The organism is Photorhabdus sp. RM322S, from assembly GCF_042879395.1.
Lineage (GTDB): Bacteria > Pseudomonadota > Gammaproteobacteria > Enterobacterales > Enterobacteriaceae > Photorhabdus > Photorhabdus khanii.
Genome location: NZ_JBHFKW010000058.1, coordinates 1 through 19155 on the forward strand (window position 1 = coordinate 1; position 19155 = coordinate 19155).

Consider the following 19155-nt stretch of genomic DNA (forward strand, 5'->3'; position numbering starts at 1 on the left):
GGTCTTGCTAACCAACACCTGCGGTCAGAAACGCACATGACACCGTCATCAAAGCGCTTACTGCTGCCGACGTGGCAACCGGGTAGTTGATGCAATCGTCTCAGTCATTCGTACCGATTTTCTTTTCGATTTCAGCAACCCGTTCCTTCAGATTTTGGGAACGATTTTGGAAAACCTTAATGGCAACCAGATATTGGTTGGTGCCAATGTAAAGGTCGCCATTCCTATTAAAATAAATGCCACCGTACTCATGACAATAGTTCACACCTCTGCCAAGAGGAATCTGCCAAATCACCCGGCCGTCGAAGGAGTCGATCGCGCTGATATAGTACATTCCGCCCTTTGATGCCGAGATGTCTTCAGACCAGTTACAGGTATGCGCGAAGATGATACCGCTTCCACGACAGAGCATGTTCATCGCGTAAAAGTGAACGTCCGGCAGAGACCATATCTTTTCATCAGGTTGTTCGGTATTTGTAGGGTCAATGCGGATCATCTCCATGCCGGTACCATTCGGAACCAGCTGTGAGAACGGCCACGTTGGATAATGGCCGAAATTATTTTCGACCACGAAGGTATCACCGACACCGATCAGCGAGGCTTCGTCGGCGCTCCTCTTCTCCAAAAAGCAAGGGGGCTCGGAAATGACACTTCCGTCCGCGCGGTTACAGACCAGCACGTTCAAGCGAGGGTCAGCATTGTCGGTGATTCCCACCAGTTCAGTCCCGTCCTCCATTTTGGTGAGCGTCGGCGTGGTCCCCGAACCGATATTCGTCTGACCCGGCTTTCGGTATCCAGCATTCTGATAGGCCGTCTTCCAACGAACGACGATGTCATTCCCCTCCAGACCGAACGCCCAGAGATACCCTTCCGTACAGGCGCCATCGTTGTCGATACCATTGGTGACAATGTAAGCCCCGTTCTCATCAACAGCGAACGTATTGTTATTCCACTGTCTTTCCAGCTCCTTCGCGCTGATCAGCGTCGTGCTGCCATCGTTCTCAATTTGCACAACCGCCATCCATGCCGGAGAACTGAGTGTACTATTCGGGTAGTTCTGGAAGTCGTACTCACCGGCAATCAGGCACCAGTAGAGATTCGGACTCTGTTCATCCCAAACCGGAAGCGACGAGTAGAGGGAATTGCCCTCCGCTGAGCCGGTGACCAGCTCAATGATATCGGCGCTCAACCAGTTCGGTGTAAGCGGATAAATCTCACTCTCATTCGGCAGCACATCCGCTGTTGGATAGCTGACGATCCGGTTGTCCTGTACAACAATTGTGTTGTCGTTGTTGTCCATGTAGAAATAGCCGCCGCCGAAGGTACTACCGGAACGCTTGCCCGCGGGCGTGGCTGAAATGATGTTGCAGTTCTCGTCGAACACCACCACCCAGAACTGAGATGAGGAGTAATCCAGCGAAACACCCACCATTTGATTATTGCTATTACAAACCATGTTCGGCGTGTATCCGAAAGGATTGTACTGCTCGATAAGCAGAAGATTGTCGTATGCGTCCCCTTTATTGTTAATGGGGCCGTTGAGCGACACGGACTCGGAACACCAACTGTCCTGATGCGGGCTTCCGAAGTCGTTTAGAGCCATCCACGGGTGTTGTGGAATCGTGGCACCAGCAAAACGGTTCAGCGTGCTCTGTGCAGCAGGGACGTGGTGCAGTTCTTCCTTTCGCATGGGAACTATATGATCAAGCGGATTCATAGTTAGGCCTGTATTTGTGTTAGATTGCGAATTTCCAATCCCGAAATTCAAGATCGGAGCGTTGAACTTCAAATTATACATCACATTTTCTTATGGGTTATAGCACCTGTGGTGCTCTCTCCCAATTAACACTTCAGCCATCTTAATCCTATTACTGTGACCAATCTTAAACATAGTTCTAATATTTATAAAAATACTTAACCTTTCCTTAACCCTAGCCATTCTCAATAAATCTTACCCACCCGTAAAATGCGAAAAACGCCAAAAGCAATCAATGGCAGGTCAGTTGCGGAGATGAAACTCAAAAAACTCGCCTGGCGGCAGTCTGGACATTTCAATTTAACTAACAGGAGGGCATTTCTACTTAGTTTTGACATAAAATGACGCTTACTGCCCGTTTCGGCGGATAGGCGACCAGCAAATGCACAACCCGTTGATATCTTCCTGTAACCGGCTAAAATCAATGCACTATCTCAATGCGAAGTTGTTTCAATGAAACAGTAGGGTAGAAATACTTATGTCTTATTACAAGACGCGAAAGAATCAACAGACATTCATCGGAATGTCCGTAACTCTTACACCGGTAGATCAATGTCGTCCAGACCAAATTAAGTTGTACAAAATAACTATCAATTAATATGCCGGACGGGATTCCACTTTGTTTACCCAATCATATTTAATTTATTTATCAGCGATTCTATACTTCATTTATTTTATATTTACTTAACCTGCCATAATCATTTAAAAACAATAATATAGAGATATTAAAGCTTTTATATCCAGATCTGATTTAATTCAATAAACACAACTTTTCAGAAGAAAAGTGAATTGCATTTAATCGAAAATCATTAACCATTAATAGCGAGTTAAAAAATCCGCACGTAAAAGAATATTATCCGAACAGATAAATATTAAAGCGCTTTCTCGCCGGTCATTTTATGAATAAAATCAATACAATAAAAAAAGGGATAATACGGTTAATGTGGCAGGTTTTAAACCCTGAAAAAGGGACTGATTATCCGGAAAAACAGAAAGAGGTATTTTTATATCATCAGGCTATTTACTTGCTGATTTATGAAGATAAGATAAAGGGTGTTGACTTATTAAAATTGCTGGTAAGACAGAGTCAGTAAAGATAAAAAGTGGGTATGATTAGCGTTGATTAAACGTAAAATACGATAGCCTATGATGATTAAACTTAATAAAAAACAAGTGTTAAAAGTAGTGAAAACAACGATTAAAATCTTATTATACCTATTAAAACCAGAGGTAAAAAAATGATTTTTAATAACAGCTTAAAACCTGTCCATCATAAAACCATCAATGAAAAATGAGAAAAATAATTGGCTTAATTAATGATTATATGCCCAGTAAAGAATATGAATAACAAAATCCGCAAATAAATGATTTAACCTAATAGACCCTGTAAATTATTTTCAACGTTATTATGTTGCATTTACCATGCAACACCGCGATACATTAAACACGCCAATTAAAAATTATTTTATACTACTTTATCCGATCCAATAACATTACCTTTCTACGGTTTAAAGATCATTCCTCTTTTTATACCGTTAATGTAATTTAACGCTTAAATACCCATTTAATCATTATAACCTTTCAGGCTGATTAATCCTCGATAATTTTCACTATTGTTAGTGTAATAAATCGTTATTAAATTAATTTACCGCTCGATTTAAACAGATATAGGTTGATGAAGTTAAGTTAAAATCCTATTTTAATAAATAAACGATTTTATTTTGACAACCCAAACCTTTTCAAAATGATATTCACTAAATACACATACCATTTATTACTCTAAAATAGCCATTTTATTAAAGACAAGACAAAAACCATAAAACTGTGAAAAAACATCCAAGTATAAAATAAATCCATTGCTAAAAATTTTTTATTTAAAACTGTGCTTTGAATAACCAAATAAATAATATCTCTATAGTAATAATGGAGTGCAACCATTAAAAACCATCAAAATATTTACGGGTTGATTTATAAAGATAAAAAAATGATGTTGACTTATAAAAACTGTTCAGAATTACCAGTAAAACAGCATCAGTAAAGATAAAAAACGAGTATGATTAAACGTAAAACACGATATACCATGATGATTAAACTTAACAAAAAACAGAGGTTTTATTTGAAATTGCCTTTTGGGTATATTTGACTAAGAGCCTACATTAGATAGACAAAACTATATCTTTTTCATCAACAACATACGCGAGTTTGAGCGAATGCTTGGTTTGTTTGTTGAGAACTGGGTTGATTTCAGTCAATGAGCTACTACTGGCCTGATGCAGAGTAGTCAATGTTTTCTCTAATGCATCAGGCCAAAAAATTATGTATGTCTTGTGCGGAGCTGAGCTTGACAGATTATTTCATTGTTTAAGCGTCGCTCAAGGTGCCCCAAGGGATGTCCAGCTAGACCATGAACTAGACCATGAACAGGATGCTACCTTCTGCCAGATGTGCCAGAGCGCTTTATCGGCGCCGCGAGCAAAGACTTCAAGACGACCATCGGCGTTAGCATATACGGCAGGGTCACTGGCAATTACGTTCCCTAAAGATTGCCAGTAGTCTGACCAGCCGGAATTGGGAGCGATTTGCCAGATGTGCCAGATGTGCCAGAGGGCGTTATCGGCGCCGCGGGCAAAGACTTCAAGGCGACCATCGGCGTTGGCATATACGGCAGGGTTGCTAGTAATTGTGTTCCTTAAAGATTGCCAGTCTGACCAGCCGGAATTGGGCGCGGTTTGCCAGATGTGCCAGAGGGCGTTATCGGCGCCGCGGGCAAAGACTTCAAGGCGACCATCGGCGTTGGCATATACGGCAGGGTTGCTAGTAATTGTGTTCCCTAAAGATTGCCAGTCTGACCAGCCGGAATTGGGCGCGGTTTGCCAGATGTGCCAGAGGGAGTTATCGGCGCCGCGGGCAAAGACTTCAAGGCGACCATCGGCGTTGGCATATACGGCAGGGTTGCTGGTAATTGTGCTTCCTAAAGATTGCCAGCCTGACCAGCCGGAATTGGGCGCGGTTTGCCAGATGTGCCAGAGCGCGCTATCGGTACCGCGGGCAAAGACTTCAAGGCGACCATCGGCGTTAACATATACGGCAGGGTCACTGGTAATTGTGCTCCCTAAAGATTGCCAGTCTGACCAGCCGGAATTGGGCGCGGTTTGCCAGATGTGCCAGAGCGCGTTATCAGCACCACGGGCAAAGACTTCAAGGCGACCATCGGCGTTAGCATATACGGCAGGGTTACTGGTAATGGTGTTCCCTAAAGATTGCCAGTTTGACCAATCGGAATTGGGAGCGGTTTGCCAGATGTGCCAGAGCGCGTTATCAGCACCACGCACGAATACTTCCAATCGACCGTCCAAATTACGAGAAACAGCGGGTTTGTTAGTCACTGAGGCAATGCTGGACATCGAGATAGATGAGTTTTCGGTTTTTAGCTGTATTAGGTTGTGTCCCGCAATTCATTTGGACTGGCTGAAGGTGAAGAGAAAACGTCAATTCCGTTCATTTTTTGAACCATTAATCTACATTTTTGCTATCAATCACCGAGAAAACTGCATGGTTTTTCACTGTGCAGACAGTTAAGGGACACAGCCTAGCTCATTTGTAACAGAAAACTCGGCATTATCTGGATTTGGTATATTAATAGATTCTTCTTGCATATATATCCTCGTTAGAAATAATTTTTCAGATTCACTGAGTATTTATTTAATAAGCAAGATATTTAATTTGTTGAGTTAATATTCTCACTTTTATTTTTAGAGAAATAATGAATATTCTATTTGATACTGGTTTATACCCGTTATCTTTCAAGTTGCCTCTTTGTTGGCTGCACTCACTCACCCCGATCACATAGTTATCTATGCTCCCGGAGATTCGCTCCCTTGCCGTCGCGATGCATCTTGAAATCCATTGGGTATATGAGCCATAAAGTGTCAAATAAATGTGATACTACATTATAAAACCTCTTCTGTTTATATATATTTTTACATACGGTTATTTAAAAATAATAAATTATTAATGAACTGTTTTGCTGTTTTAAGGTTTCATCTTTATTATATTTGAAAATATATTTTTATCATGATTATTTTAATTGCATTAAAAACAATTAATAATCTTTACGAAAGCGAACAGTTTGCCGACCGACATTAAAAAACACAGATTCTAATTCATGAATGTTCTATAAAACGGAGGTTAAAAGTAATAAAAAAAGCAACGGTTAAAACTTCATACCGATTAAAATCATAAGTTAGAAAAATGGCAGTTTAAAACCTGCCCATCATAAAACTCAGGGCAGGATCCCACTATTATTTACACAGAGGCACTAAAGCTTTTAAATCCAAGGCGGATTTAACTCAATAAATGCAATTATTCAGAAGCACGTAGATTCAGACTCGGTCTTATCGCTTGTAATGTAAATGTACCGCTTCTTTTATACGTTTCGTGCATTTACTCACGCATTATGCCGATAACGTATCAACAGTAAGTTTGTCGGACATTTGTTCAAGTTCACTCTGGCTCAACCCGGTAATTTTCATCACCGTTTCACGGTCGATACTCATACTTCGGTGACTGGTCTGACAGTCACCGTAAGATCCTCTTTTAACATGCATCGTTGAATGCTGATTAAGAACTCTCAGTACGAGTTAGTGGCGTATTTGCTCAAGTTCGTTCTTGCTCAGACCGGTGGTTTTCATCACCGTTTCACGGTCGATTCCACTATTCAGCAATGCATGAGCAATTTTTAAAGTTGCCTCTTGGTGCCCTTCCTGACGTCCTTCCTGACGTCCTTCCTGGCGCCCTTCCTGACGTCCTTCCTGGAGCCCTTCCAGGAGTCCTTCCTGACGTCCCTCCTGACGTCCTTTCTGCTCCAGTTTCTGCGCTATTGTCATCAGTACCTCCTCATACCTCGGGGACTGTTCTGCCAGTCGCCGGATAAAACCCTCTGGATCGGCGGTATCTCCCGCCTGTAATAAGTAGTTTAGCACGCTTTTTAACTGCTCATCCGTATAGTAATCATACGTCAGCAGCGTAACCAATTCTTGCAGCAACTCCGCCATATCACGCTGCCGGATATGTTTTTGCACCATTTCCAGTAGCGCAACCCGTTTGTGCGTCAGGATTTCATCATCCGAAATTACCGTCACATCTACCAGCGGGAATGCACCGGAATAGACTTCCTTCGCTAGGGCTGGATCATCGAAGCAATCGAGCCAATGGGTACTCCACGGATACGGCTGTATTTTCCCATGATAGAACAATACCGGAATGACCAACGGTAATTTTTCATGTCCCTGCTCCAGATGCCGTTGCATCGCGGAAATACCGTATCGCATCAGCCGGAATGCCATCATCTTGTCCGGGGAACTCTGATGCTCAATCACGCAATATACGTATCCGTCACCCTGCGCTGTTTTTAGCGAATACAGGATATCAGAATAATGCGCACGCAGATTGTCTTCAATAAACGACCCTGATTCCAACCGCAATGTATCCAGATCACAAACTGCCCGTAATGTCGCAGGCAAATGAATCTCCAGGAAGTCTCTGGCGGTATCAATATGACTTAAAAACTGTTTAAAAACAGCGTCATGTGGCGTTGGTGTATTTTTTCTCTTCATCGGTGAATGGTAGCATATTTTCTTTTATATTGAAGGAATATTAAGCAAAAAACCGAGCAGACTGAAATGTCTTGAATTTTCTTTGACAAAAACTTTGATCGTATCTCAGGTACTTTAATTTCCTTCTTAAGCGAAGTTCAGGTTATCTAGATATTTCAAGTGCTGGAAATAAAAAGGTATTTTCATTTCCAGCAATCTCTAATACAGCGCTTTATTCATCATAACAGGCGATTAAGCACCAAGCGTTGCACCACCATCAATGACAATATCTTGTAAAGTAATATGACTTGCGAGATCAGAGGCCATAAACAAGACCGCATCAGCAATTTCTGTTGGCGTCGCTATCTTCCCTAGTGGGATACCAAGTTTAAACAATTCAGAAAACCCCTGAATGACTTGCTGTTTAGACGCTTCTGTTTGCCACATACCACGCTGCATTGGCGTATCTGTCGATCCTGGTGAAATAAGATTACAACGAACGCCATAAGGTGCTAATTCCAGCCCAACACTCAGGCAGAGACTACGCAATGCTGCTTTAGATGCGCAATAGGCCGACATGCCAACACGAGGAACATGAGCCGCATTTGACGCAATAGTGACAATTGCCCCCGCCTTTTGGCGTTGGAACTGGAGAATAGTCGCCTGAAATAGGTTGAATGCCCCTCCCGCATTGACAGACAAGCACTGTTGCCAATCTTCAAACGTTATCTCTTCAGCAACACCAAGGCGTAAGATCCCTGCTCCATTCACCAGCACATCAAGTTGCGGTTGTTGTGCAAGGAGTTGTTCACAACAGCGCGAAACGGCAATAGGATCGCTGATATCAAGCAAATACGGCGTAAAAGGCAAATCCCCCTCAGGGAACGTGATGTCAAACCCAATTACCTTCGCGCCTGCTTGCTGAAAACGATAAGCCGTCTGATAACCAATACCGCTACCGGCACCCGTTATCCAGACAATTTTATCGCTAAAATCAAGCGCAATACTCATTTCAGGCTCCCTGACGCTCAGTGAATAATGTCATCCAACCATTTATTGTTGGATTTTTCATTAACGAAATGAAATCCATTTCATATCCTTGCTGACGCCAATGGGAAATAAGAGACATAATGCGCACAGAATCCAGCCCATAATCGAGCAAGTTCTCATCATCACCAATATCGTCGCTATCCTCATCTAATAAAGGCAGTAATAACGCTTTGAGGCGAGTTTTATTCCATTGCACTTGTTTTACGTCTAAGGCAACAAGAAGCTGCTCGGTAGTCTCCACACGTCCACAGCGCCCAGCGGTATATTTAAGCGCCATCATATGTTCTTCATAACTGAAATCGGCTAAAGCATCCGCAACCATAAAAGGCTGTATATCACGCATGAACGCGTCAGTCGCTGTCATTAGACAGCCAATATGTGCATAAACGCCACAAATAATAAGTTGATCACGCCCAGCTATTTTGAGCTGTTGCTCAAAATCAGTGCGCTGAAATGCGCTGTATCGCCATTTATCCATGACAATATCACCAGCCTGAGGTGCGAGCGCATCGGTAATTTTTTGCAGTTCAGGGTGGCAGTTCAGCCCCGGTCCCCACATATCATTTAACAGCGCCCTCTCCTCATCACTTTGCTGGTTAGGTTGAGCGGAATAAAATACCGGTATTCCATTTTCCCGACAGATTTCTATCAGCCTGGCAATATTAGTCACGACTTGATTAATTAATGGACTATTTTCTTCCCAGAAGTTAAGAAAGTAATTTTGCATATCATGAATTAATAATGCAGCCCGATTTTTATCCAACGACCAATTGACCTTGTTTGTCGGCAGTCCTTCTGCCACGGGTAAGTCATAACTATTAAGTTTAGGAATGCTCATTTCTTTCTCCAACGAGTGATGGCTGAACAAATTGTTTAGTAAGTTGACGTAATTGTTTTTTGTCTATTTTTCCGACAGGTGTTATCGGCAGTGAGGGAACAGGTTCAAACCGGTCAGGCAATTTATAATCTGCTATTCCCTGCTCACGCAGATAACGCCGTAAGACTACGGCTTTTATCGGTTTTCGTAATACGACAAAAGCACAGCTTTTTTCACCCATTAGCGGATCAGGAATAGCGACCAGCGCAGCATAAATGACATCAGGGTGCCGAAGCAGCAGATTCTCAATTTCCTCAGCCGCAATTTTTTCCCCACCGCGATTGATTTGATCTTTTTCACGCCCCACGACTTGTAAATAACCATCAGGTGCCATGATGACGAGATCACCAGAACAGTAGAATCCATTACTATCAAAACATTGCTGATTATGCTGTGGACTGCGGTAATATCCGCGGAAGGTATAAGGCCCCTGAGTCATCAACCGGCCAGCGACGCCGGGAGGAACAGGATTGCCATCATTATCAGCAACCCAAACTTCATCATCCTGACTGGTCGGGCAGCCTTGTGTCGTAAAAATATGCTGTTCGTCATCATCCAGCCGGGTATAGTTGACTAATCCTTCAGCCATACCGAAAACTTGTTGTAACTGGCAACCCATCGCTTTTGGAATACGTCTTGCCAGGCTCTCGCTTAACCTTGCCCCACCGACCTGTAGCAGTCGCAAGCTTTTTAGTGCATCACGGTTACCACTAAGTGCTATCACCTCAAGCCATACACTGACTGCCGGCGGTATCAATGCAGTAACATTCACCTGATGTTGTTGGATAAGCGGAAAACAACAATCAGCACTGGGGTTATTCGCTAAAATGACCTGCCCTCCGCTGTAAAACGCCCCTAATGCCCCCGGTGAGCTCATAGGAAAGTTATGCGCAGCAGGAAGTGCACATAAATAGCGAGTTTCAGCATTAAACTGACAAATTTCCGCACTGGCGCGAATACTGTAGTAATAATCATTATGCGTTCGGGGAATAAGTTTAGGTGTCCCCGTACTCCCCCCCGACAATTGGAAAAATGCAACTTCATCAGCCGGTGTTGGATCAGCGATAAAATCACCAGCACCTTCTGCCAATAGTGTCTCAAAATCCAAAATACTGTCATTATCACCACGTAAGACAACGTGACTCAAAGACGGCGTACAGGCTCTGAGTTCATCAATAAAATTGTCGTCGCTAAACAAGGAATGGTTGCGATCGGCAATTAACAATGCGGGGTTAATCTGATCAGCATAAGCACAAAGTTCACTACGCTGATGGCTATATATAGCGTTAACCGGAACTACCCCAAGCCGTAATAAGGCAAAGAAAACAATATAAAACTCGGCCTCATTCCCCAATTGAACTAAGGCGGTTTGTCCTCGTTTAACGCCTTGTCGTTGTAATGCTGCGGCTAAACTATCCACCAGCAGATTAAGTTCAGCATAGCTGAACTGACGATCTCCACAGATAAGCGCAATTTTCCCGTTGTTTGACTGACGGGTAAAAATGTCGCTAAGCGGGAGATCTATCCAATAACCAAGTTGACGATAGCGCTGTTCCAGCGCTTTTGGCCAACGATTAAATTCAACTATCATGCCGGGCATGCCTCCTGTGAAAACTCGAATGCACGCATCATCGTTGAAAACTTAACCTCTGTTTCCTGCCACTCTGACTCTGGTTTCGAATCAGGCACAATGCCTGCTCCCGCAAACAGTCTTACCCGCGAGCCATTTACTTCACCACAACGGATAGTCACCACCCATTCACCGTTCCCTTTCTCGTCACACCACCCCACAATGCCGCCAAAGAGGTTTCGTTTAAACGGCTCTAATTCCTCAATTAGGTTTTTCGCGGTCTGATACGGTGTGCCGCAAAGGGCCGGAGTAGGATGAAGCAGGCAAGCAATAGAAAGTGCATTTTCCTGTGGCGCCTTCAGCTCTCCCTCGATATCGGTGGCAAGGTGCCAAAGTACAGGCGTGCTGATGGTGGAAGGCATTTCAGAGATATGTAGTTTTTGACAACGGCTTTCGAGTACGTTTCTCATCATATCGGTCACTAACCGATGTTCATAATTATCTTTGACGGACTGAATAAGCGCCTGACGCAATTTGTAATCTTCTTGCTGGTTTTCACTGCGCTTTGCTGAACCTGCCAGCGGCTGAGAAAAGATAGTATTGCCCTGTTTACGTACTAATAATTCTGGACTCGCACCAATCAATGCCCCATTTTGCAACGGAACATGGAAATTATAACTCCAACTATTTTGCTGATTTAGATGTCGTAATAATTGAATTGAATCTAATGGCTGATGGGTTTCGATGTCGAGTAACCGCGAAAGGACAATTTTATCTAGTCTATGATTACGCATTGCATCAACGGCAGTGTTCACCATCTGGCTAAAGTGTGCTTTATCAGGCCACTGGGTGCGTCTTTTTTCTGTATAAGTTGAATTGGAAATAAGCGTGGGAAACTGCTTTCTTTGGAACCAATTGCATTGTTCAGGGACAAAAAGTGCCGCATTTTGCTGTTTATCGAATGGAATTGCCCCCACCAGAACAGGATTTTCAATCCCATCTCTCTTCGCTTGCTGGAATAATTGACGTATTTCTTGCTGAATCAGGCTATCAGGATTTGCTGCATCATCAAGTGGCTTTGACACAATTGCATATTGCCCCTGCGCCAACAGACTTTTACTGGATGAAAGAAACAGAAAATCCTTATTATTAAGATCATTAAAACCAGTCAGCAAAGTATTTCTATATAGATCTGGCACAAGTTTTACCTCTATCTGTTAATCGTGTGATCACGAAAATGGAATTCTTGTCTCGACATAACTTTGCATCACTTGCTATAAATAAAACGATGACTTAAATTACCAATAATAAAATTTCGATATGATTTAATTTTATAAAAATTTATATTTTTAAAACATTTCTCCCTTATTCCATTTAGAGATCTCATTTCGTACCATCCTGTTATTCTGCCTGATCTTAAAAGTGGTTGATTGAATCTATCAGGCATATCTCAACGATATTCATATTATTTTAATAATAATAATTATCAATGTTATTAAAAAATACATTTAAAAATCATATCTATCCCTTTGTAAAACGCCGTCCCTGCGGAATAATTAAGGGAGTATGGCTGACGGGATCATCAATAATGACACAATCGAGGCCAAAAACCTCAGAGACTAATGTTGTCGTAATGATCTCACCAGGTGCCCCTTCCACCACAATCCGTCCCCCCGCCATCACAATCAAATGATCTGCATATCGGCAAGCCTGATTCAAATCATGAAGTACAGCAATGAGCGTATATCCGGATCCTTGATTAAGGTGACAAAACAACTCAAGCAACTCAATTTGATGAGCAATATCAAGATAGGTTGTCGGTTCATCAAGCAGTAACAATGGCGTTTGTTGAGCCAGCACCATAGCAACCCAAACCCGTTGACGCTGCCCACCTGAAAGTTCGTCAACAACGCATTCAGCAAGCTCGGTTACACCGGTCGCATTCATTGCCTGGCGCACCGCTTCATAATCCTCATGACTCCATTGACGTAATAACCGCTGATGAGGAAAACGCCCGCGCGCAACTAAATCCACAACTTTGATCCCCTGAGGAGCCTGCACGCTTTGCGGTAATAATCCCAGCTGACGAGCCAAAGCACGGGTTGGTATCGTGTGAATATCATGACCATCAAGGCAAACCCTGCCATATTCCGGGCGCAGCAGACGACATAAACTTCTCAACAGCGTGGATTTACCACAACCATTAGGACCGATAATCACGGTAAAACGACCATCAGGGATACGCAGATTCAGTTCATCACAGACGATATGTTCACCGTAACCCAGGCGCAATTCTTCCACACTCAAGCGACAAGGTGATAAAACACATTGGTTATTATGTTCTAGCGTTAGCGTTGCCATCAATTCTCTCACAAAAACGTTATCAATCAGTCTGCATCAATATTCATATCAATGCAGACTGCAAGAGGATTATTCAATGTTGCATAGAAACCCTGATATTCAAAGGGTATCCATGCACTCGGATAATCTTGGCAAGATCGCCTTAAGCGGTATATTGCTATCCTGTGTTTTTGCAAACAGCGCCAAAATGCCATTGATAGCCTCTGATATTTGAGAGATTTGAGCCGCACTATAACGATCTGAACGATAATTAAATAAAACGCGTACCATTTCTTCACCTGCAATCATCTCTTCCATAATTTCAAAGTGAAGCCCCAGTAGCGATTCCTGCTTTTCTAAAACAATCTGCTGAAATGCAATATGGCTTCCATCCAGCATATGGAACTCACCGCTCAAACTATTTTTTGCATGTAACTGAATATATACCTCGAATAAATGATCTTTTCCTTGATCTGTGTGGCCTGATAAGGCTTCTTCAATCAGATCAACGGGGATATCGGTATAAGGCAACGAGTCATTGATGTTGTTCTTAACCTGAGTGATCAGATCAGTAAATGTCATCTGTTCAGTAAAGCGAACCCTGTGTATCACAACCGTGGTGAAATAACCGACAGTGTCAAAGAAGCTCGCATCATCACGCCCGGAAGCTGATGTTCCCACAATAAGATCATCGGTTGCCCCCAGTAAATTGAGCGACGCAACAATACTGGCGTAAAGAATATTAAAGAATGAAGCGCCATTTTTTCTGGCAAGTGACTGCAAGCCTTGAGCCACCACTTTTTCAATCTCAAACTCAATGCCTTCACAGGAATTCGCCTGCCCAGATAACTCGCTGGCCGCATTTTTAAAAATGGGCTCTCCGCTTGGCGCGCCCCGTAAATTATTAACCCAATAATCAAGATGAGACTGATTCATTCCCTCATTATTTTGCCTGATTGCATATTGAAGGAAGGGTAAGGGTTGCTCTTGCCATGTTGGCGTCTCATTTATCAATCTGTATTTATAGGCATGTTTCAGCTCTTCTATGAGCAAAGTAACAGACCACTCATCAAGTGCCACATGATGAAATAACAGGGATAAAAACTGCTGCCCTGAGGCGTTATCAGTGACAAATTTAATGCGCAAAGGCAGTTCTTCAGATAGATCAAACTGATATTTCCCCTCTTTTTTTAATATTTCTTCTGAGGAAAGGGAACCATATTCATATGAACCCCAAAACCACTGATAATCCGATAAATCCTTCATTGGAACGACACGTTGATAGACTTCGCCCTCTTCCTGATAAAATAGGCTACGTAATACAGAATGTCTTTGCAGTACATCAAAAAAAGCTTGCTTAAGTACCTGCTCATTAATAATTGCAGAAAATTTTAAAATAAAAGGTAAGTTGAAGATATCGTTGAAATCAAATGCCGCATACGCTTTCCATAGAGATTTTTGCGCAAGGGATAAAGGTGCGACAGCCGAAATATCTTCTTTAGATTGTTCTTCGCTCAATTCATCTTTATTTTCATCAATAGGATCATGACATTGCGCATATTCGGCAAGTTTCAACGCCGTCGGATAACTAAAGAGATGGTTAATATGGATTTCTATATTATGTAAGCTCAGTAATCTGCCTATCACGCGGGTGGCAATGAGTGAATGCCCGCCAAGATCGAAAAAGTCATCACTGGCTGTCATTTCCGGTGAAGAAAGCGCTTGTCTGAATTCATTCAGGATAATATTGGCTATTTTACGATAGCTATCGCTTTTGTCAGTTGCTTCATGCTCTTTTTGCTGTTTGGCGATAATAAATGCTGTATCACTGATATCTTCATGTTTTTTCTTCGTTGGAGGCAGAAAAACAGACATAAGTTTTGGCGCAATAGTGACATTTTGTTCATGAATAAATGTGCCAAAACCTTCTAACAGAAATGCGCCAATATGTGGGGATATTGACGAGCCTGTGATTAATTCAAAAAACCATTGCCCCTCATTGACATTTCCGGCAGCCAGCGAAATATCAAAATGCGCGTTCAACGGTGGAATAGGTAATAACTCAACCATTGCATCATTCAACCTGAGTGATGATTGGGATTGATTAAGCCAAGTCACAAGGATATGTGGGCTGTCATGCCCGTACTCTACCTCATTACCCATTTGTAGATTGCCACTTTCTATCTGCCTTTCAATATCGGCAATTATTTTATCCAGGCTTCTGTCATCTTGGCACACACGCAACGACATTAATTCTGAGTAGAAAAATGGGCTGTTGAGTTCATCATGTGTATATTCTGGGTCGCACGATACACTGATATTCACGTCTAAATGAGAACCTATCATTGCAATATAGCAACCAAATAATGCTGCTACTGTTGCCAATGCTGAATATGCTGTTTTCTCCGCAGGTAAAAATGGAGCAAGTACATCAATATTGATCGTAGTACGATATCTGCCCACAAGGCGATGATGAAGAGAATCATCAAGGTAACTGATTTTACCCATCTCTTTAATTAGCACGCTCCTGGTGGTATCGGATTTATAGAGCCAGGGAATGCCAATCTTTCCAGATTCACTGGATAACCATTTAGCCGAGATTGCCTTTCTAAATAAATCTTCTCTTCCAAACCCGATAGTCTTCAAGCCATTATTATAGGCATCGGAAAGCAGGGTAAACATTTGCGGCCATGACACGCTATCTCTCAGAATATGATGCACAATCACACCCAAAATAACCCCACGCTTGCCATTCATAAACAACATGAATTTGACGGGTGGATGTTCATCAAGCTCGATAGGTTTGCACTGATCCGTAAGCAACCTATTTATCGCTTCTTCATCAGACTGAATCTGATAAATTTCGATAGGAGAATCCGCAGTTGGATCGCAATATTTACGCAAATCGCCTTCATCATCAAAACGATACCTAACATTAATTCCAACTATCTCTTTAGTAAGAAGCTCTAATGCTCTGATGAGCCGGCCTATGTTGATATTTCCTGTCAGTGACCAGGCACAGGCAAACTGACCGGAAGCGTTAGGATCCTGTTGATGATGAAGCCACATCATCTCTTCAAATTCAGTTAAGTCCTTTTCAGTTTCTTGGGCTTCCGAAGATGAATGACCATCAGCATGGGCATTGAATACTTCATCCAAAAGCAATGCTTCATCATCTGTCAGTATCCGCTTAAACTCTCTTGCCATATTCCCACTTCTCCAGTCAACGCAGGGCTACATCTACATATTAATCTTTTGCCATTTTTCGGACAGAAGATGTGATCCCACTCATACAACAACCCTCCATTTTTTGTCGGGTAGAATAAGTTTCACGCCACTGTCCGGTTACTTAATTAATCGCCTTAGAACTTCAGTTCAAACGTCGCACCAATCATTCTCGGACGCTGATAAATTATCGAATTAACGTTATTATCCGGAACTAATAAACGTTTATCAGAGTCAAACAGATTCTGAGCAAATAATGTGGCGCGTCCCCACTTGAAGTTATAACCAAGTTGAAGGTTAGCTATCCAATATGCTGGGATTTTTCCGCGGGCAGAATTGTCATACTGAGAGTAATAAGTATCTGAGAACATAACATTGCCGCTAACATCAATATCCTCTGTCAGTAAATATTTCGCCAAGAGGTTTGCGGTATATCCCGGCGCCCGAGGTAATTCATTACCCTGAACACCACTCTCCGCGAAGCTTTTAATCTTCGTTTTCAGCAAGCCAATATTAGCGTTTAACTCAAGTTTTTCGACCGGTAGCCAACGGGCGCCGACTTCTGCACCATACGTTTCAACCTTATTAGCATTACGGATCATGGTTGAATCGAGTGACAGATAATAAGGCAACTGCATATCCTTATAATCGTTGTAGAAAAGATTAGAAGTGAGTTCCAGTTTACCATCCAGCAGGCTGTTACGTGTATAAAGACTGTAGTTCCAGACATATTCAGGGTCATAGGTATAACTAATGACAGGCTTGCCAAAGGTCACTCCCGCTCCCCCTGCGTTATAACCTCTACCAACAGATACCCCGACGGTTTGATCTTTCTGCGGTTTCCAGGCTACATCAATTTTAGGCAGAAAAGCGTTATAGGTTTTATCAAAATCAATGGCTACACTTTCGCTTCCCCCTTTACGTGTTCTGTGTTCACGTTCAAAGCGGCTTGATAAAGTCACATCAATTTCAGGAACAACCGTGTAGGTCAAGACAGTATAAGCAGAGGCTGTTTCCGTTTTATCATCAAACTTGCTGCCCCCGAAAAGATTGATAGTCTCATCCTGTTTACCATGGAAATAACGCACACCCACCAAACCATTCAGCTTATTATCAAACCCTTGAAAACGGATAATAGGTTCAACTTCTAACTCTTTGCCATCAGTATCAGCTTTTGGAATTTTAGACGAGGTTAATCTGTGATAAGCAAGATCGGTATAAATTAATTTATTTTCCAGACTAATGGTATCTGACAAAGCCCATGAAATATCCCAGATCCCACTGGTCGTTTTTCGTTCTACAACTGGCCTGAACAGTTCATGCCTTAAATTAAGCGTATCCCTTGGATTGTATGCTTCGTTCTGCGGAGCACGACTATCAAGATGGTTAACCGTTAATTTGGTGGATAACTCAGGAATGGACAGTGGTTCAAACAGCAGCTTCGCACGGACCGTTGTTGATTCAATTTTGTGTGGATCGCCAACAGGATCATAGGAAACCAGGTTAGCAAAGCTATCACGATTTTGACGATCGACACTAAGACGGAAGGCCAATTGCTCGTCAATCAAAGGACCGGAAGCCATCGCAGCGACTTGTTGATAGCCCTGATTAGCGAACCCACTTTTGATTGCGCTCTCCCAATAAAAGGTAGGATCGAGTGATTTAATAATCACAGCGCCTGCAATCGCGTTCCTTCCCTGAATATAACTTTGTGGATCACGAAATACCTCGACACTCTCGATATCCCATAAAGATTGCGTGCCGAAAGCTAATTCATTATAGGTAAACGAGCGCCCATCAATAGAGACGTTGATTCTGGGACGCGTCCCACTAATGAAAGCCATTCCCCCTTGTGAAGGGCCTGAACCATCAACACCGCGAACAGCGGGAAGAGCATTACTAATACCATTATCAACAACGTTCGGCGTCATTTGCAGCAACATGTTAACATCAGGATTAGGAATAGATTTCATTTTGCGAAGATTATAAACCTCGACACTTGAACCACTATCGTAAATAGAGCGATTGACTTTCTCTCCTGTCACCACTAACACATCTTCTTCTGATGATGATGCCTTGGTATTTCCTTTTTGGGCGCTTTGTGTGTTCTTTTCCTCTGCCGCAATAGCGTCAGTTCCTGTCAGAACAATGGCACCAAAAAATAAAGCTCCAAAAATACCTACAAAATTCGATTTTTCAGTATGTTCTTTTTCTGATACATCATGTTGCAGAGTTGAGTGCAACCTATTCATTCATTTTTCTCCTTTAGCCAGCTTACACGAAATCGTTTTAATAAATTAAATGAGTTAAATCGTGACATTGCTGACCGGTGGATCCCAGTCTGGAAAAAACATGGTGCGATTCAACCCATGCTAATTTCATGCAGAGTAGTTTCTTTATGTTATTATTACTCTTCGGTGTTGCTTTGTTGTAATATTTCTTAAATAGTAATAATTATCATAACAAGGTGTATTATTGTATGTAAATAAAAATCATTATCATTAACTGTGATCAATGCAACAGAAAAATAAATTTTCCATATAAAACAAATTTTTATTTTAAAGAAATAAAAAAAATAAAAGATAACTCGGTAAAATATGTGGTTTTAGGAAGTTATTTAGCCAGAAAAAAATTGACTAAGAGTATATCCCTATATTTTATAGAATTAATTTGAGACTTAAAAAACAAACCAGAAAAATAAAGAAATCATGCACAAGGTGACTGCTCCCCGCCGTAAACGGCG

General features: G+C 42.2%; 12 protein-coding genes. 1 reads left to right on the plus strand and 11 read right to left on the minus strand.

The window, feature by feature from the left end; genetic code table 11:
- Nucleotides 1-100: 100 nt before the first annotated feature.
- Nucleotides 101-1717 (minus strand): hypothetical protein, encoded by a 1617-nt coding sequence (locus tag ACGF63_RS21110; RefSeq protein WP_387633003.1) that lies wholly within the window; start codon nucleotides 1715-1717, stop codon nucleotides 101-103.
- A gap of 938 nt (nucleotides 1718-2655) precedes the next feature.
- Between ACGF63_RS21110 and ACGF63_RS21115 the strand changes: the two genes are divergently transcribed.
- Nucleotides 2656-2850 carry a hypothetical protein gene (locus ACGF63_RS21115; protein WP_387633005.1) on the plus strand — a complete coding sequence of 65 codons (195 nt, stop codon included), beginning with the start codon at nucleotides 2656-2658 and terminating at the stop codon, nucleotides 2848-2850.
- A gap of 1278 nt (nucleotides 2851-4128) precedes the next feature.
- Here ACGF63_RS21115 and ACGF63_RS21120 read toward each other — a convergent pair.
- The 10 genes from ACGF63_RS21120 to ACGF63_RS21165 all read right to left on the minus strand — a co-directional run bounded on the left by ACGF63_RS21120 (nucleotide 4129) and on the right by ACGF63_RS21165 (nucleotide 18664).
- Nucleotides 4129-5142, minus strand: a complete 1014-nt coding sequence (locus tag ACGF63_RS21120) for a hypothetical protein (protein WP_387633006.1) — start codon at nucleotides 5140-5142, stop codon at nucleotides 4129-4131.
- Between the two features lie 1068 nt (nucleotides 5143-6210).
- Nucleotides 6211-6363: a hypothetical protein gene (locus tag ACGF63_RS21125; protein WP_387633008.1), complete on the minus strand. Its 153-nt coding sequence runs from the start codon at nucleotides 6361-6363 to the stop codon at nucleotides 6211-6213.
- Between the two features lie 33 nt (nucleotides 6364-6396).
- The gene (locus ACGF63_RS21130; RefSeq protein WP_387633010.1) at nucleotides 6397-7371 is read right to left on the minus strand and encodes an Rpn family recombination-promoting nuclease/putative transposase; all 975 of its coding nucleotides are present in this window, start codon (nucleotides 7369-7371) and stop codon (nucleotides 6397-6399) included.
- Nucleotides 7372-7602: 231 nt separating this feature from the next.
- On the minus strand, nucleotides 7603-8361 hold the full coding sequence (gene dhbA, locus ACGF63_RS21135; RefSeq protein WP_036849860.1) for a 2,3-dihydro-2,3-dihydroxybenzoate dehydrogenase: 759 nt from the start codon (nucleotides 8359-8361) through the stop codon (nucleotides 7603-7605).
- Between the two features lies 1 nt (nucleotide 8362).
- On the minus strand, nucleotides 8363-9238 hold the full coding sequence (locus ACGF63_RS21140; protein ID WP_036849858.1) for an isochorismatase: 876 nt from the start codon (nucleotides 9236-9238) through the stop codon (nucleotides 8363-8365).
- Nucleotides 9225-10868: a (2,3-dihydroxybenzoyl)adenylate synthase gene (locus ACGF63_RS21145; protein WP_152963071.1), complete on the minus strand. Its 1644-nt coding sequence runs from the start codon at nucleotides 10866-10868 to the stop codon at nucleotides 9225-9227. The genes ACGF63_RS21140 and ACGF63_RS21145 overlap by 14 nt, the downstream gene beginning before the upstream one ends.
- Nucleotides 10865-12046, minus strand: a complete 1182-nt coding sequence (locus ACGF63_RS21150; protein ID WP_051477481.1) for an isochorismate synthase MenF — start codon at nucleotides 12044-12046, stop codon at nucleotides 10865-10867. Before ACGF63_RS21150 ends, ACGF63_RS21145 begins: the two co-directional genes overlap by 4 nt.
- 322 nt (nucleotides 12047-12368) lie before the next feature.
- Entirely contained in the window at nucleotides 12369-13208 is an 840-nt protein-coding gene (locus ACGF63_RS21155; RefSeq protein WP_081738282.1) for an ABC transporter ATP-binding protein, read from the minus strand.
- Nucleotides 13209-13307: 99 nt separating this feature from the next.
- Nucleotides 13308-16394: a condensation domain-containing protein gene (locus ACGF63_RS21160; protein WP_387633013.1), complete on the minus strand. Its 3087-nt coding sequence runs from the start codon at nucleotides 16392-16394 to the stop codon at nucleotides 13308-13310.
- Between the two features lie 155 nt (nucleotides 16395-16549).
- Nucleotides 16550-18664, minus strand: coding sequence for a TonB-dependent receptor (locus tag ACGF63_RS21165; protein ID WP_387633015.1), 2115 nt, complete (start codon nucleotides 18662-18664; stop codon nucleotides 16550-16552).
- Between the last annotated feature and the right edge of the window lie 491 nt (nucleotides 18665-19155).